The organism is Thalassotalea ganghwensis (genome assembly GCF_053485795.1).
In genome coordinates this window covers 16717-33604 of sequence record NZ_JBQRUM010000022.1, presented here as the reverse complement: position 1 = coordinate 33604, position 16888 = coordinate 16717, and the positions used below count along the sequence as shown (strand labels likewise).

20 protein-coding genes are annotated in these 16888 nt (G+C 40.9%); 15 read left to right on the top strand and 5 right to left on the bottom strand.

Annotated features, from left to right (window positions below; all coding sequences use genetic code 11):
• Position 1: 1 nt before the first annotated feature.
• Positions 2-409 (bottom strand): ribosome-associated heat shock protein Hsp15, encoded by a 408-nt coding sequence (gene hslR / locus ACSLUH_RS17625; RefSeq protein ID WP_448569447.1) that lies wholly within the window; start codon positions 407-409, stop codon positions 2-4.
• A 183-nt stretch (positions 410-592) separates the two neighbouring features.
• Here hslR and gspC point away from each other — a divergent pair, with 183 nt between their 5' ends.
• Genes gspC through gspN form a run of 12 tightly spaced genes read left to right on the top strand, consistent with a single transcriptional unit; the run spans position 593 to position 11960 of the window.
• On the top strand, positions 593-1540 hold the full coding sequence (gene gspC / locus ACSLUH_RS17620; protein WP_448569445.1) for a type II secretion system protein GspC: 948 nt from the start codon (positions 593-595) through the stop codon (positions 1538-1540).
• 16 nt (positions 1541-1556) lie between these two features.
• On the top strand, positions 1557-3638 hold the full coding sequence (gspD, locus tag ACSLUH_RS17615) for a type II secretion system secretin GspD (protein ID WP_448569443.1): 2082 nt from the start codon (positions 1557-1559) through the stop codon (positions 3636-3638).
• Positions 3631-5184, top strand: a complete 1554-nt coding sequence (gspE, locus tag ACSLUH_RS17610; protein WP_448569485.1) for a type II secretion system ATPase GspE — start codon at positions 3631-3633, stop codon at positions 5182-5184. Before gspD ends, gspE begins: the two co-directional genes overlap by 8 nt.
• Before the next feature lie 11 nt (positions 5185-5195).
• On the top strand, positions 5196-6419 hold the full coding sequence (gspF, locus tag ACSLUH_RS17605; RefSeq protein ID WP_448569441.1) for a type II secretion system inner membrane protein GspF: 1224 nt from the start codon (positions 5196-5198) through the stop codon (positions 6417-6419).
• A gap of 1 nt (position 6420) precedes the next feature.
• A complete protein-coding gene (gene gspG / locus ACSLUH_RS17600) occupies positions 6421-6864 on the top strand; it encodes a type II secretion system major pseudopilin GspG (RefSeq protein WP_448569439.1) in 444 nt (147 codons plus the stop codon).
• Between the two features lie 23 nt (positions 6865-6887).
• Complete coding sequence (gene gspH / locus ACSLUH_RS17595) at positions 6888-7505, top strand: type II secretion system minor pseudopilin GspH (protein WP_448569437.1); 618 nt, start codon at positions 6888-6890, stop codon at positions 7503-7505.
• On the top strand, positions 7495-7881 hold the full coding sequence (gspI, locus tag ACSLUH_RS17590) for a type II secretion system minor pseudopilin GspI (protein ID WP_448569435.1): 387 nt from the start codon (positions 7495-7497) through the stop codon (positions 7879-7881). The genes gspH and gspI overlap by 11 nt, the downstream gene beginning before the upstream one ends.
• Positions 7878-8528, top strand: coding sequence for a type II secretion system minor pseudopilin GspJ (gene gspJ, locus ACSLUH_RS17585; RefSeq protein ID WP_448569433.1), 651 nt, complete (start codon positions 7878-7880; stop codon positions 8526-8528). Before gspI ends, gspJ begins: the two co-directional genes overlap by 4 nt.
• Positions 8512-9510, top strand: coding sequence for a type II secretion system minor pseudopilin GspK (gene gspK / locus ACSLUH_RS17580; RefSeq protein WP_448569484.1), 999 nt, complete (start codon positions 8512-8514; stop codon positions 9508-9510). The genes gspJ and gspK overlap by 17 nt, the downstream gene beginning before the upstream one ends.
• A 1-nt stretch (position 9511) precedes the next feature.
• Positions 9512-10753 carry a type II secretion system protein GspL gene (gene gspL / locus ACSLUH_RS17575; RefSeq protein WP_448569431.1) on the top strand — a complete coding sequence of 414 codons (1242 nt, stop codon included), beginning with the start codon at positions 9512-9514 and terminating at the stop codon, positions 10751-10753.
• Positions 10750-11220 (top strand): type II secretion system protein M, encoded by a 471-nt coding sequence (locus tag ACSLUH_RS17570; RefSeq protein ID WP_448569429.1) that lies wholly within the window; start codon positions 10750-10752, stop codon positions 11218-11220. Before gspL ends, ACSLUH_RS17570 begins: the two co-directional genes overlap by 4 nt.
• Complete coding sequence (gene gspN / locus ACSLUH_RS17565) at positions 11220-11960, top strand: type II secretion system protein N (RefSeq protein WP_448569427.1); 741 nt, start codon at positions 11220-11222, stop codon at positions 11958-11960. The genes ACSLUH_RS17570 and gspN overlap by 1 nt, the downstream gene beginning before the upstream one ends.
• On the opposite strand, the gene yrfG is transcribed toward gspN, so the two are convergent.
• Entirely contained in the window at positions 11949-12617 is a 669-nt protein-coding gene (gene yrfG, locus ACSLUH_RS17560) for a GMP/IMP nucleotidase (protein WP_448569425.1), read from the bottom strand. The two genes, gspN and yrfG, sit on opposite strands and share 12 nt — an antisense overlap.
• A 102-nt stretch (positions 12618-12719) precedes the next feature.
• Here yrfG and nudE point away from each other — a divergent pair, with 102 nt between their 5' ends.
• Genes nudE through ACSLUH_RS17545 form a run of 3 tightly spaced genes read left to right on the top strand, consistent with a single transcriptional unit; the run spans position 12720 to position 14739 of the window.
• Positions 12720-13274 carry an ADP compounds hydrolase NudE gene (gene nudE / locus ACSLUH_RS17555; RefSeq protein WP_448569423.1) on the top strand — a complete coding sequence of 185 codons (555 nt, stop codon included), beginning with the start codon at positions 12720-12722 and terminating at the stop codon, positions 13272-13274.
• Positions 13274-14092, top strand: a complete 819-nt coding sequence (gene cysQ / locus ACSLUH_RS17550) for a 3'(2'),5'-bisphosphate nucleotidase CysQ (protein ID WP_448569421.1) — start codon at positions 13274-13276, stop codon at positions 14090-14092. The genes nudE and cysQ overlap by 1 nt, the downstream gene beginning before the upstream one ends.
• A 56-nt stretch (positions 14093-14148) precedes the next feature.
• Positions 14149-14739 carry a YceI family protein gene (locus ACSLUH_RS17545; protein ID WP_448569419.1) on the top strand — a complete coding sequence of 197 codons (591 nt, stop codon included), beginning with the start codon at positions 14149-14151 and terminating at the stop codon, positions 14737-14739.
• Here the strand turns inward: ACSLUH_RS17545 and ACSLUH_RS17540 are convergent.
• From ACSLUH_RS17540 to ACSLUH_RS17530, 3 genes are all read right to left on the bottom strand, one after another.
• The gene (locus ACSLUH_RS17540; RefSeq protein WP_448569417.1) at positions 14736-14975 is read right to left on the bottom strand and encodes a YheU family protein; all 240 of its coding nucleotides are present in this window, start codon (positions 14973-14975) and stop codon (positions 14736-14738) included. The genes ACSLUH_RS17545 and ACSLUH_RS17540 overlap by 4 nt on opposite strands.
• Positions 14976-14983: 8 nt before the next feature.
• The gene (locus ACSLUH_RS17535; protein ID WP_448569415.1) at positions 14984-15955 is read right to left on the bottom strand and encodes a hydrolase; all 972 of its coding nucleotides are present in this window, start codon (positions 15953-15955) and stop codon (positions 14984-14986) included.
• A gap of 71 nt (positions 15956-16026) precedes the next feature.
• Positions 16027-16716 carry a flagellin gene (locus ACSLUH_RS17530; RefSeq protein WP_448569413.1) on the bottom strand — a complete coding sequence of 230 codons (690 nt, stop codon included), beginning with the start codon at positions 16714-16716 and terminating at the stop codon, positions 16027-16029.
• Positions 16717-16888 lie beyond the last annotated feature (172 nt).

The window sequence follows — 16888 nt, the reverse complement described above, 5'->3', positions numbered from 1 at the left end:
ATTAGATCCTTTCTTTAAGTTGTCGAATTTGTCGACGTTGCTTTTTGTCTGGTTTAGTATCACTAGCTGGGCTTAACAAGATACCTTGTTTGCGAGCCAGAGCATTTTTTTCTCTTGATTCAATACTTTCTTTTGTTTCTTGATACAAGGTTTGGGCAAATGTGGCATCGCGCCGCTTATCGGCTAAGGCAATAACTTTAACGTCTTTTTGATCATAACCTTGGCGAAGGGTAATGACGTCACCTATGCTGACGGTTTTGCCTGATTTCGTTCTTTGGCCATTATAAAACACTTTACCACCATCGATCATTTGTTTTGCAATCGCCCTTGTTTTATAAAACCTTGCTGCCCACAACCATTTATCGAGACGAGTTACTGAAGGCTGTTCTGATTTTTGACTTGAATGCATTATTTTGCCATATTACCACTTACTTTTTAGAGCAAAGGATATCTTTGCTCGTGTTATAACAGACAATAATACATTCTTTGTAAATATTAGTAAAAATTCACATAGTAAACTTGTTGCTTGGCCAACACTCACGTATTATCAGTAACGATTTATTAACTTTTCGATTTTAAAGTAAAGAGCCATATGCAATTCCCGAATAATTTATCAAATATTGATGAAATGCTGTCGAAAGTTCCTCAGCAGAAGGTAGCACAGGTGCTTACCCTAGCGGTGCTGTGTTATATGGCGTTTTTATTGGCAAAAATTACTTGGTTGACGGTTGATGATGCGACGAATTTTTTGACGGTTCCAGCGGTTCAATCATCAAATTTTCAAGATAAGAATCAGCAAACAGTCGATCTTACTGCATTAAAGAAGATGAACTTGTTTGGTGTCCACAGCCCTGACAAACCTAAGGTTGCACCGGTACAAGTTCAAGATGCCCCAGAGACAAAATTAAATTTAACTTTAACCGGTGTCGTTGCAACTAATGAAACCTCTACAGCCGCAGCAATCATTGAAAAAAGTGGCAAACAAGAGACCTATGGTATCGATGATAAGATTACCGGAACTCGAGCAACGTTAGAAACGGTATATTCTGATCGGGTAATTATCAATGTTAGTGGCAGTTTAGAAACGTTAATGCTCGATGGTATTAAATATCGCAAAGGACAAGAACGTAATGAACGTAGAGTCACTAATGAGCGTTCACGTGAGGATAACCAAAATCGCTTTGACGCACCACAGATTGTTGATAGACGTGATGATGCGCCTTTATCGCAATCGGTTCAACAACTAAAAGAAGATATTCAAGACGATCCCGGTAATATCATCGATTATCTGCGGATCAGTCCGAAACGAAAAAATGGCGATATCATCGGTTATAGTTTAATGCCGGGTAATAAGGCAGAATTTTTTACCGCTTCTGGCCTCAAAGCTGGCGATGTCGCGGTACAAATTAACGGTTATGATTTGACTATTCCAAGTAATGCGGCTCAAGCATTACAAGAATTAAAAGAACAACAGGAAATCTCGTTAGTGGTAGATCGCGATGGCGATTTAACCGAGATTTTATTTAGTATTACCAATTAGTGTTAAGGAATTTTTCATGCGCAAATCAGTAGCTGCGCCGTGGTACAAAAAAGTATCGGTACTTCTTTCAACAGTAGCCTTATGTGGTGGAATGTTAAGCTCTGCGATGGCAGCACAGTATTCACCCAATTTCAAAGGCACTGACTTGGAAGAGTTTGTTAATATTGTTGGCAAGAACCTTAAAAAAACCATGATTGTTGATCCCAATGTTCGTGGCAAGGTTAATGTTAGAAGCTATGATTTGCTCAGCGAAGAGCAATACTATCAATTCTTCTTAAATGTCCTTGAAGTTTACGGCTTTTCAGCTGTAGAAATGGATAACAATATAATTAAAGTTATTCGTAATAAAGAAGCCAAATCTTCTTCTATTCCTGTCGTCGATGAGAGCAATCCAGGTGTGGGTGACCAAATGGTTACCCGTGTTGTTGAAGTTAAAAACGTCACGGTTCGTGAATTAACACCGCTTTTAAGGCAAATGTCAGATCAAGCCGGCGGTGGCACAGTAACGAATTATGACCCAGCTAACGTTATTATGTTAACGGGTACTGCAGCGGTGGTTAATCGCTTAGTTAACATTATCAAGCGAGTGGATAAAGCAGGTGATCAGGGCATTGAGATCATCAAGTTAGAGCATGCTTCTGCGGGAGAGATGGTGCGAATCATTGAAGCGATGAGTGAAGATTCTCGTGGTAAAGGCGCTGGTACACCAACCTTTTTGATCCCTAAAATCGTCGCAGATGATCGCACTAATAGTGTTATTGTTAGTGGCGAGAAACAGGCGCGTGATCGCGTGACTAAATTGGTTTCTCGTCTTGATAGTGAACTGGAAACTAACGGCAACACTCGGGTTTTCTATTTAAAGTACTCTAAAGCAGAGGATTTAGTGAAGGTGCTTGAAGGGGTAAGTGCCTCAATTGAAGCTGAAGAAAACTCAACGAAAACTCGTCAGCGTGGACAAAGTAACCGAGATGTTAGTATTGACGCGCACGAAGATACTAACACCTTAGTGATCACTGCAGAGCCCGACATGTTGCGTTCTTTAGGTGCGGTGATCCGTCAACTTGATATTCGTCGTGCGCAAGTGGTAGTTGAAGCGATTATCGTTGAAGTGTTTGAAAGTGACGGTGTGAATTTAGGGGTACAATGGTACTCCGAAGATGGCGGCTTTACTCAATTTAATAATGGCCCTGCACCAATAAGCTCAATTGCCGCAGCGGCAGAAGCTGCTCGTTCAAAACCTGGAAAAAAAGGTACTGTAGTTATTAGTGAAAACGGATCGGAGACTAGAAACCCAGATGAACCTGATATTGAAGGTGATTACAGTTTAGCTGCTCAAGTACTTGGCTCTGTCAATGGTATGATGTTCGGTTTATTGAAAAATGATTGGGGTGCGGTTATTCAAGCCGTTAGCTCAGATACGGACTCTAATATCTTAGCAACACCAAGTATCACTACACTTGATAACGAAGAAGCTGAGTTTTTAGTGGGGCAAGAGATACCTATTTTGACTGGCTCTACCGCTGGCAGTAATAATGGTAACCCATTCCAAACGGTTGAGCGTCAAGAAGTTGGTATTAAGCTTAAAGTCACTCCTCGTGTTAATGAAGGAACGGGTGTGCAGTTAACCATTGAGCAAGAAGTATCTTCTGTAAGTGGTGCAACAGGTGTCGATATTGCAATCAACAAACGTAATATCAAAACGACGGTGATGGCAGATACTGGCCAGACTATCGTATTGGGCGGATTGATTGATGAAGACGTGCAAGAAAGCCAACAGAAAGTACCATTACTTGGTGATATCCCGTTATTAGGGAATTTATTCAAGTCAACAAGTACGACAACGCGAAAGCGTAACTTAATGGTATTCTTAAAACCGACCATTGTTCGAGATGGTGTTGCAATGAACGATATCAGTAAAGAAAAATACAACTATATTCGTGCTGATGAGCTTCGTAGACGTGAGAGTGGGTTATCGTTAATGGATGATGAAAAGCTACCATTGTTACCTGAGTGGAATGATGCGCTTGTGCTACCACCGTCTTTCGAAGAGTACAGTGAACAAAAGAAAGTCAAGAAGCTATTAGATGATAATGAGTAGTGAAATGTCTGACGTTGTTGAAAGTGAATTAATTGAAACGCTCTCTATTGGAGAGGAAGTTGAACAGCAACAACCCAAAGGGCCAATTTATTTGCCTTTTGGCTTTGCTAAACGTCATCACATTTTGTTAGAGCACAAAGATGAAAGCTATATAGCCCATTGTTTAGCATCGATTGATGTTGATGTACTTACCGAAGTGCGTCGATTGGTTAAACAACCACTGTCGATTCAAATTGAAACGCCAGAGCATTTTGAATTACTGCTAACGACAGCATATCAACGAGATTCCTCAGAAGCCCAGCAAATGATGGAAGATATTGGTAATGAAGTTGATCTTTATTCATTAGCAGATGAGATGGTCGAGACAGAAGACTTGCTTGAAAATGAAGACGATGCACCTATCATTAAGTTGATCAATGCGATGTTAAGTGAGGCGATAAAAGAAAGTGCCTCAGATATTCATATTGAAACGTTTGAGCAAAGCCTACAAATTCGTTTTCGTGTTGATGGCGTTTTAAGGGAAGTACTCAACCCTAACCGAAAACTCGCATCATTGCTGGTATCGCGTATTAAAGTCATGGCCAAACTGGATATTGCTGAGAAGCGTATTCCACAAGACGGCCGTATATCTTTAAGAATTGCAGGACGGGCTGTTGATGTTCGTGTCTCAACAATGCCAACAGGTCATGGTGAACGTGTGGTATTACGTTTGCTAGACAAAAATTCAGCGCGCTTGAATTTGCAAGATTTAGGCATGACTGAACGTAACCGAGAGTTGTTTTCGCAGTTGATAGAAAAGCCACATGGAATTCTATTAGTGACTGGACCAACGGGCTCAGGTAAAAGTACTACCTTGTATGCTGGCTTAAGCCAAATTGATCACAAAGAGCGTAATGTACTAACCGTTGAAGATCCGATTGAATATGCAATTGAAGGTATTGGCCAAACGCAAGTTAACACTAAAGTTGATATGACCTTTGCTCGCGGTCTTCGAGCGATATTACGTCAAGACCCTGATGTGGTGATGGTAGGTGAAATTCGCGATTTAGAAACAGCACAAATCGGTGTACAAGCGAGTTTAACCGGTCACTTAGTGATGTCAACGCTACACACCAATACGGCTGCTGGTGCGATTACGCGTATGGAAGATATGGGGGTGGAGCCATTCTTACTATCATCTAGCTTGCTTGGGGTTTTGGCACAACGCTTAGTACGTACGCTGTGCCCTCATTGCCGAGAAAGTCATATGCCCAATGATGAAGAAGCACGGATATTATCCTTTGAATCTGGAGAGCAAACACCGATCTATCGCGCTGTTGGCTGTGAAGAGTGTAATTTTAAAGGTTATAAAGGCCGAACCGGTATTCATGAGTTGCTGGTTGTTGATGAGCATGTCAGAGAGCTAATACATAACGGTAAAGGTGAGCAGGCGATAGAGCGATATATTCGCAAACATACACCAAGTATACGCCGTGATGGTTTTGATAAAGTATTGCAAGGTATCACTACACTTGAAGAAGTGCTACGTGTAACACGAGAAGATTAAGAGTTCTCCTTATGGCAGCATTTGATTATCAAGCGGTAGATAAACGCGGTAAAAACAAAAAAGGGGTCATTGAAGGCGATACACCAAGACAGGTGCGTTCAATGCTTCGTGAGCAAGGCTTAATCCCTATCGAAGTAACCGCCAGCTTACAAAAGTCGAAACAAAACTCGGTCGGAGGCTCATTTCGCCGCAGTAAAAAAATTTCAGCAGCCGAATTAGCGTTAATCACCAGGCAGTTAGCAACATTAGTCGAATCAGGTCTTCCATTAGAGGAATCATTGTTAGCCGTTGCTGAACAGTGCGAGAAAAATACCATCAAAAGTATGGTCATGGCTGTACGCACTAAAGTGACTGAGGGTTATGGATTAGCAGAAAGTATGTCTGAGTTCCCGCAAGTGTTTAGCCATTTGTTTAGGGCGATGGTGGCAGCAGGTGAAAAATCCGGCCACTTAGACAAAGTATTAAACCGACTAGCAGACTACACCGAACAACGACAACAGTTGCGTTCGCAATTGATACAAGCACTAGTGTACCCCATCATCATGACGGTGGTGGCTGTTGGCGTTATTGTTATTTTATTAACTAAAGTTGTCCCACAGATAGTTGGTCAGTTTGAGCATATGGGCGCCAACCTTCCGCAAACAACACAATTTTTAATTGCTACCAGTGATTTTTTACAGAATTACGGTTTGTATATACTGATAGCCTTTCTTTTAGTGATGGTTGGCTTCAATCAAATGATGCGAAAGCCTGCTTTTAAATTATCAGTGCATCGAAAGCTATTGACCTTACCAGGGTTAGGTAAAGTTGCACGTGGAATAAACACGGCAAGGTTTGCGCGTACGTTAAGTATCCTGACGGCAAGTGCCGTACCTTTACTTGAGAGTATGCGGATTTCTGGAGAAGTGCTAGATAACTTACACATCAAGCAAAAGGTGAAAGAATCAGCAGATAAAGTTCGCGAAGGTGCAAGCCTTAGGCATTCGTTAGAGCAAACGAAATTATTTCCACCTATGATGCTACACATGATTGCTAGCGGTGAAAAAAGTGGTCAGTTAGAGCATATGTTGTCTCGTGCTGCTGATAACCAAGATAGAGAATTTGAAGCTTTGATGAATATTTCATTGAAAGCGCTTGAACCAGCGATAATGGTGAGTATGGCTGGTGTGGTGTTGTTTATCGTTATGGCAATACTACAACCGATATTACAACTTAATACGATGATAGGAAGTTAGAATGAAATCATTAACACGTAATCATAAAATGAAAGGTTTTACCTTGTTAGAGATCATGGTTGTCATCGTGATTCTGGGAATTTTGGCAAGTATGGTTGTTCCTAACCTAATGGGTAGCCAGGATACAGCACGAGAGCAAAAAGCAGTGATTGATATAGGTGCGTTGGAAACGGCATTAGGTATGTATCGCTCACAAAATTATAACTATCCAACGACAGAGCAAGGGCTAGAAGCGCTCGTGACGGAAACTGATATTGAACCGTTGCCAAAACGATTTCCAGAAGGGGGCTATATTAAGCGCTTACCGAAAGATCCTTGGGGAAATGATTATCAACTGCTCAATCCAGGTGAGCATGGCAAAATGGATATCTTTTCAATGGGGCCAGATGGTGAACCCGGTACTGATGATGATATTGGTAACTGGAACCTTGGTGATTATCAGTAATTTGAATATTTTGCAGCGCGGTAATGATAAAAGAATCTCGACAAGTTCTTAGGACGACAGGCTTTACGCTAATAGAGGTGCTATTAGTGATTGTTGTTGTTGGCCTTATGGTTGCCGCCGTTCAGTTTAGTTTTGAAAGCAATAAACCTGAAACGCAGCTTCAGCAAGAAAGTGTCCGCTTTGCGGGCATTTTTGATCTCGCCGCTCAATATGGTTTGCTTAACAATGTCGAGCTCGGGCTTGTTATTCAAGAAAATAGTTATCAGTTTGTTGGTTATGATGGAACTCAGTGGGTAGAGCTGCCTAACGCAGATGGATTTTCAGCTTATCAGCTGCCAGAAAAGATGAAAATCACTGTCAGTTTTGATGACTTGGCTCCAGATGAAAACGCACTCATTGATCGTGAACTCTTTGAACCAGATGATGATGACTTTACCTTGGATGAGCAAGAAGACAAACCAATCATTCCGCAAGTTTATATTTTATCAGGTGGCGACATTACCCCATTTACCTTGACGTTTGCTTATCATCACTCAGTTCAATTTGAGCAAGAAATTACTTACCAAGTCATAGGTCAGTATACGACACCGTTAGAGGTTAAAGGCCCGATTATAGATGGTGAATACCGTAATGAGTCGTAAGCACTTTTTATCGGGGTTTACGTTAATTGAAGTATTATTGGCAATGGCAATATTCTCAATTGCAGGTCTAGCGCTGTTAAGCTCCTCAGATACCCATTTAATGCAACTATCCGCACTCGAGCAGAAAACTTATGCTGACTGGGTGGCGTCAGATCAATTAGTTGAAGCAAACTTATCGCAACAATGGCCGCCTAAAAATAATATCAAGGGGCAAGTAGAAATGGCAGGTCATCAATGGTTTTGGCAACAAAAAGTGCTTGAAACCAATGATAATAATATGCGTGCTATTGTGATTGAAGTTCGACTTAATGAGAAAGAAAAGTTGGCACTTACTAGCTTAATGACTTATGTATCTAAGCCAGGTGGTGTCCAATGAGTCGATGGAAAAAGCATTTGGTACAAGGGTTTACTTTACTTGAAGTATTGGTTGCTGTCGCTATTTTTGCGTTGGTAAGTTTGGCCAGTTACAGCCTTTTTGATGGTGTTTTAAAAAGTGAGCAAACCTCCAAAACCCAAATGGAACGCCTAAATGAGATCCAACGAGCGTGGATGGTTATAGAGCGTGATATTATTCAGTTAGCACCAAGAAAAATTCGTTTCGAGGGTGAGGAGCCAAGTAGTCAATACCTACACAATGGCTTTGACAGTTATAGCAATGATAGTAATGCTTTGGCGTTTGTACGTAATGGTTGGACTAATCCTGGGTTAATACTACCGCGCTCAGACGTCCAAGCGGTGGCTTATCGCCTAGTTGAAGATACCTTGCAACGTCTTCATTACAATTTTGTCGATAGCGTTGTCGGTCAAGAGCCGATTATTCGGCCATTGATAACCCATGTTGATTCGATGACCTTTGAGTTTTTTTACCAAAAAAAATGGCAGAAGCAATTGAAAGATGATGTATTGCCACAAGCGATTTGGGTCAATATCGATACTAAAGATTTAGGAAATATTTCTCGAAAGTTTCTCATAGCCAATGGCCAACCTCAAAGCAGTGAACGAGGTGATGACAGTGAAAGATAAAAACAGTGGTGTCGCTTTGATCACCGTAATGTTGCTTGTTGCGCTTGCTGCTATTATTGCGACACAGATGCTTGCAAGATTACAATTACAAATTCAGCGAACCACCAATATCGCGTTTAATCAGCAGGCTTATTGGTATGCGATGGGAGCTGAGGCTTTCGCTAAAAGAGTCCTGATTACGTCGTTTAAAGATGAGTCGAATTTTACTCACTTGCAACAGATATGGGCGCAGGGCGAAACAAGTTATCCCGTTGAGAATGGGCAAATTAGCGGTGAAATAATTGATTTACATTCGTGTTTAAATTTAAATGCTCTACAAAGTAATGAAGATGGTAATGGTTCAAGACCAACAAAAAATCAGGCTAGAGAAGCGTTTGAACGATTGGTATTATCACTGGATATCGAAGGTATCGGTTCATCTAGCTTTGAAGTAGAAATGTTAGCTGATGCATTAACCGACTGGTTAGATTCTGATGGTAATTTAACCAATATAGGCGGAGCTGAAGATAATGATTATGCTGGTAAGGCACATCCTTATTTGGCGGCAAATAGCTTAATGGTTAGTGTCAATGAGTTAAGAGTGATTGAGCATTTTACGCCAGAGATTATTGAGGCGTTAAGGCCATATGTTTGCATATTGCCAGGTGACAGTCGCCATGAGATTAACATTAATACCCTAAAGTCAGATCAGCCTCAGCTGTTACAAGCATTACTCAATATTAATCGAGTTGATGCTGAAACATTATTAACGGATAGAAAAGAGGAAGGTTTTGAAAATATTGAAGATTTTTTCAATCTACCTTCTGTTAGCAAACTCAATTTGAAAGACGAATTAAAGCAACAGTTTGTTGTGGATAGTGAATATTTTACTTTAAAGGCCTCTGCAAAATTCAATGAAAGTTATTTTGCAATGAATTCAATAATGACGATTACCAATAACGAACAGGTTAACGTTGTAAGCCGCACGATAGGACGTAATTAATATGGCGGAAACTTTATATATTAGATTAGCCAGTCAGGCGGATAGCCCAATACATTGGATGATAAACTCTTCTACAGAGCAAGATATTATCGCCAGTGGCGAGCTTCCTAATGCTGCAGCTTTAGAACAATTGAGTGATAAAGCGCTACAGCGTAAGGTAGTCGTTTTTGTACCTGGCAGCGACGTCACCTTAAAAAAACTCAATGTACCTGCAAAGTCAGCAAGAGCCGTTAAACTTGCCGTGCCCTATATGCTTGAAGACGATTTGGCGCAAGATGTTGATAGTTTGTTTTTTGCCTATGCCAAGCTAAATGATAATGCTAGCGACCATAATTGCTTTGTTGCTGCCGTCGACAAGCACCAAATGGATACTTGGCTCGAATGGCTCGATAAAGCCAATTTAAAAACACGTATTATGTTGCCTGATATGTTAGCGATGCCAATCGATAACGAAGCATGGACTGCAGTTCAATTGGGAGAGCAGGTTTTACTGAGAAAATCATCTTGGGATGCCTACACAGTGGATTGTAACTTATGGCCAATTGTGTCTTCAGCATTGATGCAACCCGAGGGAGAGAATCAACAATCCGAAATTAAGCATTACAGTGTATTACCGCAGACTGACGCTGCCATTCAGTTAACCGCACTACCTGAAGAACTGCCGATGGCGTTGCTTGCTGCCCATTGGCAGGAAACACCTTTCAATTTGTTGCAAGAACAATACAAAGTAAAAGATAAAACATCTCCAGCGTTAAAATCATGGTTAGTAGCGGCTTCGGTATGCTGCGCTGCTGTTTTACTCAATGTGATGTACAAAGGTGTAACGGTCTGGCAACTGAGCAGTCAACAAGCTCAGTTAGAGCAAACGATTGTTGAGCGTTATAAACAGGCGTTTCCAGAAACTAAGCGTGTTCGGATAACGACACTGCGGTCACAACTTAAGCGTAAGATGTCCGACATTGGTGGTAGCCAAGATTCCGCTGATTTCTTAACGATGTTAACTCAGTTGCAACCTGCATTTGCAGAGGTGCCTGAATTAAAGCCAGAATCAATAAAGTTTGATGGCAAACGAAATGAACTTCGTTTGCAGGCGACCGCAAAAGGTTATCAAGAGTTTGAAAAATTTAAACGAGCACTTGAACAGCAGCAGTTTACTGTGTCGCAGGGAGCTCAAAACAATCAAGGTGACGTTATCTCAGGCTCCTTTAGCATTATTGAAAATAAGAAAGGAGGACGCTCATGAAAGCATGGTGGTTAGGGCTTAATCAGCGTGAACAACAATTAGTTTCCGCCTTAGGTGTGTTTGTTATTATTTTTATTCTGTATCAGGCAATTTGGTTACCACTTAATCAAAGTGTCGAAAAATACCAACAGAAAATTGAAAACCAGCAAGAGCTTTTTACTTGGATGAATCAAGAAATTGCTCGCTATCAAGCGCTCTCGGGTGGTCAGAAACGACCAGTCAGTAGCGGTAGTATATCAAGTATTGTTAATCAAGCGGCAGCCAGAACAGGCATAACGATTACGCGTATTCAGCCTCAAGGGGATGACTTACAAGTATGGATAGAAAATGTCGCTTTTAATGTACTATTGCAATGGCTTGAAGGGTTGGCTAATCAGCAAGGGTTAGTGATTAAGAATATTGATTTAGATAGTGGTGATAGTGCAGGCGAAGTACGTGTGCGTCGTTTACAGTTAGGAAAAGCTTAATGAAAAAATGGTTACCTTATGTGGTGTTTAGTGGTGTTTATCTGTTTTCATTAATTGCCTTAATGCCGGCAAGTTTTATTGTTAACCAACTATCATTACCTAAAAATATTTCAATAGGACAAATTGAAGGAACGGTTTGGAATAGCCAAATTGCGCAAGTGTCGGTCAATAACATCGTGATTAACCGTGTGAATGTTGATGTGAGTCCTCTTTCTATTTTTTTGCTCAATCCTTCAGCAGTAGTAACCTTTGGCGATGCGTTAATGCCAGGTCCTGAAGGTAAGTTTGAAATATCTCATTTGATGTCAGAGATAAAAATAAGCCAACTTGAGATGTTAGTGTCGGCAAATGAAGTAGCAAAACATTTACCGCTACCTATACCTGTTGTCGCCAAAAATTCAGTGGCCTTAGCTGTTGAAGAGTTCCAATTTGGACAACCAGTATGCCAAACAATGCGCGGGCAAGTTCAATGGTCAAAAGCAGGTTTTAAAGCGATGGATGAAACCGTCGAGCTGGGTGGGCTTAGTGCCATTTTAAGTTGTGATAAAGGTGAACTAATGGCTAAATTAGATGATAACAATCAGCTCGGTGTTACCTTTACCGCCACTTTGGGCGCAAAAAATCAATTGAAAGGGCAAGGCTTTTTGATGCCTTCGGATAACTTACCGCCCGCAATTAGTCAAATACTGCCATTTCTTGGTCAACCCGATCGACAAGGGCGATATCGTTTAGCTTTCTAAGTGAAGTGCAGGGATTAAGGTGGTGAAGTCAGTCACTGTCTCAAAACCTGTGATCTCTTGATTAGGACGTTTGCTATCTGGGTTTGCGACAGCAAGCAATTGACCGATACCAAAACGTTGAGCTGATTCGAGGATTGTCGGGCTATCATCAACAAAAAGACAGCGCTCTTTTGCAAAACCATGATGGGCTTGTAGTTTTTGCCATAGTGCTTGTGATTCCTTGGTTACTCCGAATTCGTGAGTAGAATATAAGGTATCAAAGTATTGATCTAATTGTGTACGTTCAATTTTTAATGATAAGCTTTTTGGATGAGCGTTAGTCACTAACACTATGTCTCGGCCACTCTTTTTTAAGGCGATTAAAAAGGCCTTGGCATCCTCTCTTAAACTAATTAAGTGTGCGATTTCTTTTTTTAACTCGACAATAGGCAGCTTAGTTTGCTCAGCCCAGTAATCTAGGCAATACCAGGCAATTGTCCCTTGAACTCGTTCATAATGCTCAACTAAGTTTTGTTGTGCTTGCGCAAAACTCATATTGGCCATTTCGCTGTATCGCTTAGGCAGATACTCCAACCAAAAATGGTTATCATAGTGTAAATCTAAAATGGTACCGTCCATATCGAGTAAAACTGTTGTAATTTTTGACCAATCAAGCATAGATTTCTTCTACTAAAACGACTTATTATAGAAAGTATACCGAACAAGCTTAATCAATTGTATTAAATTGATAAAGAGCCTTCACGACATGCGACGATTTTTATGGAACAAAACAAGACATTACCGATAATTCGCCAGCGTAAGAATGTTGCTAAAAGTAAATTGTTTAGCATTGAACAGTTGGCGTTGACATTCAGTAATGGAGCCGAGCGAGACTATGAGCGTATGGAAGGCAGTGGCCGAGGTGCGGTGATGGTTGTGCCTATGCTAGATGATGAGACAATGCTACTGGTTAGGGAATATTGTGCCGGCACTCATAGTTATGAGCTAGGCTTTCCTAAAGGTTTGATAGACCAAGGCGAAGCTGCAGAGCAAGCAGCCAATCGCGAACTAAAAGAAGAAATTGGTTATGGAGCAGACTCGTTAACCTTGCTTAAATCGGTTGCTATGGCTCCGGCTTTTTTTTCTGGTTTTATGAAAATCTATCTAGGTAAAAGTTTATATCAAGAAAGACTCCCTGGGGATGAGCCAGAGCCGCTTGATATCGTGCCTTGGAAAATATCAGATTATATGGAATTATTAGCACGAGATGACTTTCAAGAAGCGCGCAGTATAGCCGCGTTGATGCTTGTCGTTGATCAGCTTAGAGGAAAGTAATGACATTAGATGACTTGTTAGATATCGCGATAAGTACCAGCAAAAAAGCCGGTAAAAAAGTTGCTCAGTATTACCACAAAGGCAACTATACCGCTGAAGTTAAGGATGATGACAGTCCGGTAACCAGCGCTGATATTGCAGCTAATAATGTTATTATGAATGAGCTGAAACGCTTGACCCCTGAAATACCTATAATTTCCGAGGAAGTTGGTGCGCTGCCACTTTCAGAGCGTAAAAGTTGGCAACGCTACTGGTTGCTCGATCCAATAGATGGAACAGGTGAGTTTATTATTGGTAGTGGTGATTTTGCAGTAAATATTGCGCTAATAGAGGATGGTTGGCCTGTTATTGGTGTTATCCATGCTCCTCATCATCAGCTGACATATTTTGCTCAAAAAGATAAAGGCGCATTTAAAGAAGATAACCTAGGAAGTCATCGCATTCATGTGAGCCCCTATGATGGCGAGCGAAAAATTAAAGTCGCTATTAGTCGCCGACAAGAATTAAGCTTGATGGGGCAATATTTAGAAAAATCGTTTGATTTTGAATATATCGCCTTGGGTAGCTGTTCGCTTAAAAATTGCTTGATTGCAGAAGGTGGAGCCGATTGCTATCTGCGCATTGGTCCAACCGGTGAATGGGATACTGGGGCGAGTCAGTGCATATTGGAGCAGGCTGGCGGAACGATTATTGACAGTGAATTTTTACCACTATCCTATAATCGACGTGAAAGCTTGCTTAATCCTGATTTTATCTCACTAGGGACGAGTGAAATTCCTTGGCAACGCGTTATTAAACCCCACCAAGCAAGGCGTTGACAATACCTTAGGTAGGTAACTTCCTTATTAATTGTTTAACTCAAATAGGACTTTTTATGAAAAACTTTATCGCGTTAAGCGTCATTTTACTTGTCACTTTACCATTGGACGCTTTTGCAAAATGGCAATTAGTCAAAGAGAACTCAAGTATTCATTTTTCCTCAACAAAGAAAGAGCATGTTGTTGAACACCATCAATTTAGAGCGTTTGAAAGTAACGTTAATGCTGACGGAAAATTAGCGTTCACTATCGATTTGAGTAGTGTTGATACTGGGATCGCTATTCGTGACACTCGCATGAAAGAATTCTTGTTTGACGTCGAAAAATACACCCAAGCGCAGTTTACGTCAGCGCAATCGATGAAAAGTTTGTTAAAAGACATGCAAGTAGGGCAGATTAAGAGAGGGACATTGCAAGGCGAGCTTTCATTGCATGGACAAGTCAAAACGATAGCCATTGACTATTTACTGACGCCATTATCAGAGAATAGCTTTACCGTTGTTAGTACAGCGCCAGTTCTGGTAAAAGCTTCGGATTTTGAGCTCGTTGATGGTATCAAAAAATTACAAGAGTTAGCCGGATTAACGAGTATTGGTCAGACCGTGCCAGTTAGTTTCGCACTGCACTTTCGAGCACATTCAGACTAATCGACGTGTTGGCTCCCTGATTGGTTAAATTGCTGCTTAGGGAGTAAATTTATTGTTTCATGAAGCTCTGAATAAACGATAACAATCTCACCCTGTTTAATTTGATGTCTAAGTTGGGCTTTTTTGTCGTCGAGGGAACATTCTAATTCACCATAGTCTGTACCCTCGCGTAAAATGTATGACTCAATGATATTCTCAAGTGTTGTCGATGCTAAAGATTGATAAGGAATGATCATAACGTCTCTTAGTTTAAATATTGTTGTAAAAATAATGGAATACGTTTTTCAAGCCAATATTCTGGCTTTAAAGGGCTATTGCCTTCAATAAAACCGACATGACCACCTCGCTTGAGTATTTCAAAAGAGATATGCTCACTCAATGTTAGGTTTTGACAGATGCTTCGATGGCATAAAAAGGGGTCATCTTTGGCGTGAATGATTAAACATGGGGTTGTAATCTTTTCAAGTAAAGGTTTACTACTCGCCCTTTGATAGTAATCTTCGGCGCTGGAAAAGCCATTAACAGGTGCTGTGTAATGATGGTCAAAATCCCACATGGTATTGATTTGTTCAAGTGTTGAGCTTTCTATATGGGTAACAAGCTGACGCTTTATTTTTTCTCGCGCACTATGTTTAAGCATATCTAACAAGTATTTTTGGTAGATCTTAGACAAGCCAACATTAATACGCTTACTACAACTAGCAAGATCGAGTGGCGCGCAGATAATCGCAGCAGCGCAAAGGTCAACGTCGTTTGATTGTGCTAAAAATTTTGCTAAGACATTCCCTCCTAAGGAAAAGCCTATCATCATTTTTTTTGTCAACGGGTATCTTTTTGACAGTAGTTGATAGCAGTAACTGATATCTGTTGTATCACCGCTGTGATAAGAACGACCGTGCTTATTGGGATACTGCCCACATCCTCTAAAGTGCATTAATACACCAATCCAACCTTTATCGGAAATTGCCTGCAGCATCCCTTTGATATAGTGACTATCGACAGAGCCTTCGAGCCCATGTAGTAAAATCACCATCGGCTTTTGTGTATCTCTTTGCGGGATCTCTGTCCAAGCTAACTCAAGGTGATCGTGATCAGGAGTCTCAACAACTTCCCGATATGTGGTAATGTGTTGATGTCTGCGAAGCCATTTTGCTGCCATGGTTTGTAAGTGGGCGCTGGGAAGCCACCATGCTGGTGTAAAATCTTTCGTTTGCAAACTACGGTTCCGTCTAAAAATCGATACTATAGCAAAGTGTACTTTATAACTCTCGATTTATTGCTGGCTAGCTATACCAATTGATTAACTAACAAACCTTTGCGAGTTTCTTCATCTTTCTTATTGGTTATTGCCGTTTGAAGAAGCAATTGGTTGCGTTGTTCGCTAGAAGTCACGGCTCCATAATCGGTATCTTCTATTGTTGAGCGTCCTTGTGTGGTATTTACTTGCGCTGTTTGATAGGTGCTGCCAAGGCTAGCAAGGGTATTACTATTTGCCCCTAAATTTGAGTTAGATTGAGTGATTGTTGTTAACGCATCACTAATTGCTTGTTGCGTGGCTTGTGGGTCATTGGCATCTAAACCGCTAACAAAGCCGCCGCTTCCAAGGACTTCCTCCGCTAGCAAATTAACCTGCTCGGTAATTTGGTCAAGCTCTTGTTGTATCGCGCTATTGTCATTTCTGCCGTTGGCGGATTGAATCGATAGCTGATTTGCTCTTTGCAGGTTTTCATTAATGGCCGTTAGACCAGTTTCAGTGGTGTTGTTTTGATTGATTTGGTCTTGAACATTAACACTACGCTGTTCAGCTTCATTAATCTCAGTGGTCAGTCTTTCTGTAATTTGCAAACCAGCGGCATCGTCAGAGGCTCGGTTAATACGAGTACCTGATGCGAGCTTTTCATCTTCAGCTTTTCGGTTTTCGTTAATGTTGTTAAGTGTGCTGATAGCATTGCTGTTTTGTGTAATGGTTAGAGCCACAGTGTTGTCCTTCAAGTTGCAAAGACCTAACACTAATTCTAGCAGATCTATGACTGAGGCTCTAATTTTTGCAGGGTTAATTCTGCTTCTCTCAAGCAGATGGTTGTAATTAGGTGAAATTTAATTGTAATTTGTTAGCGTTTTTTTGCCCAATATGCGCTTAGGGTCTAAC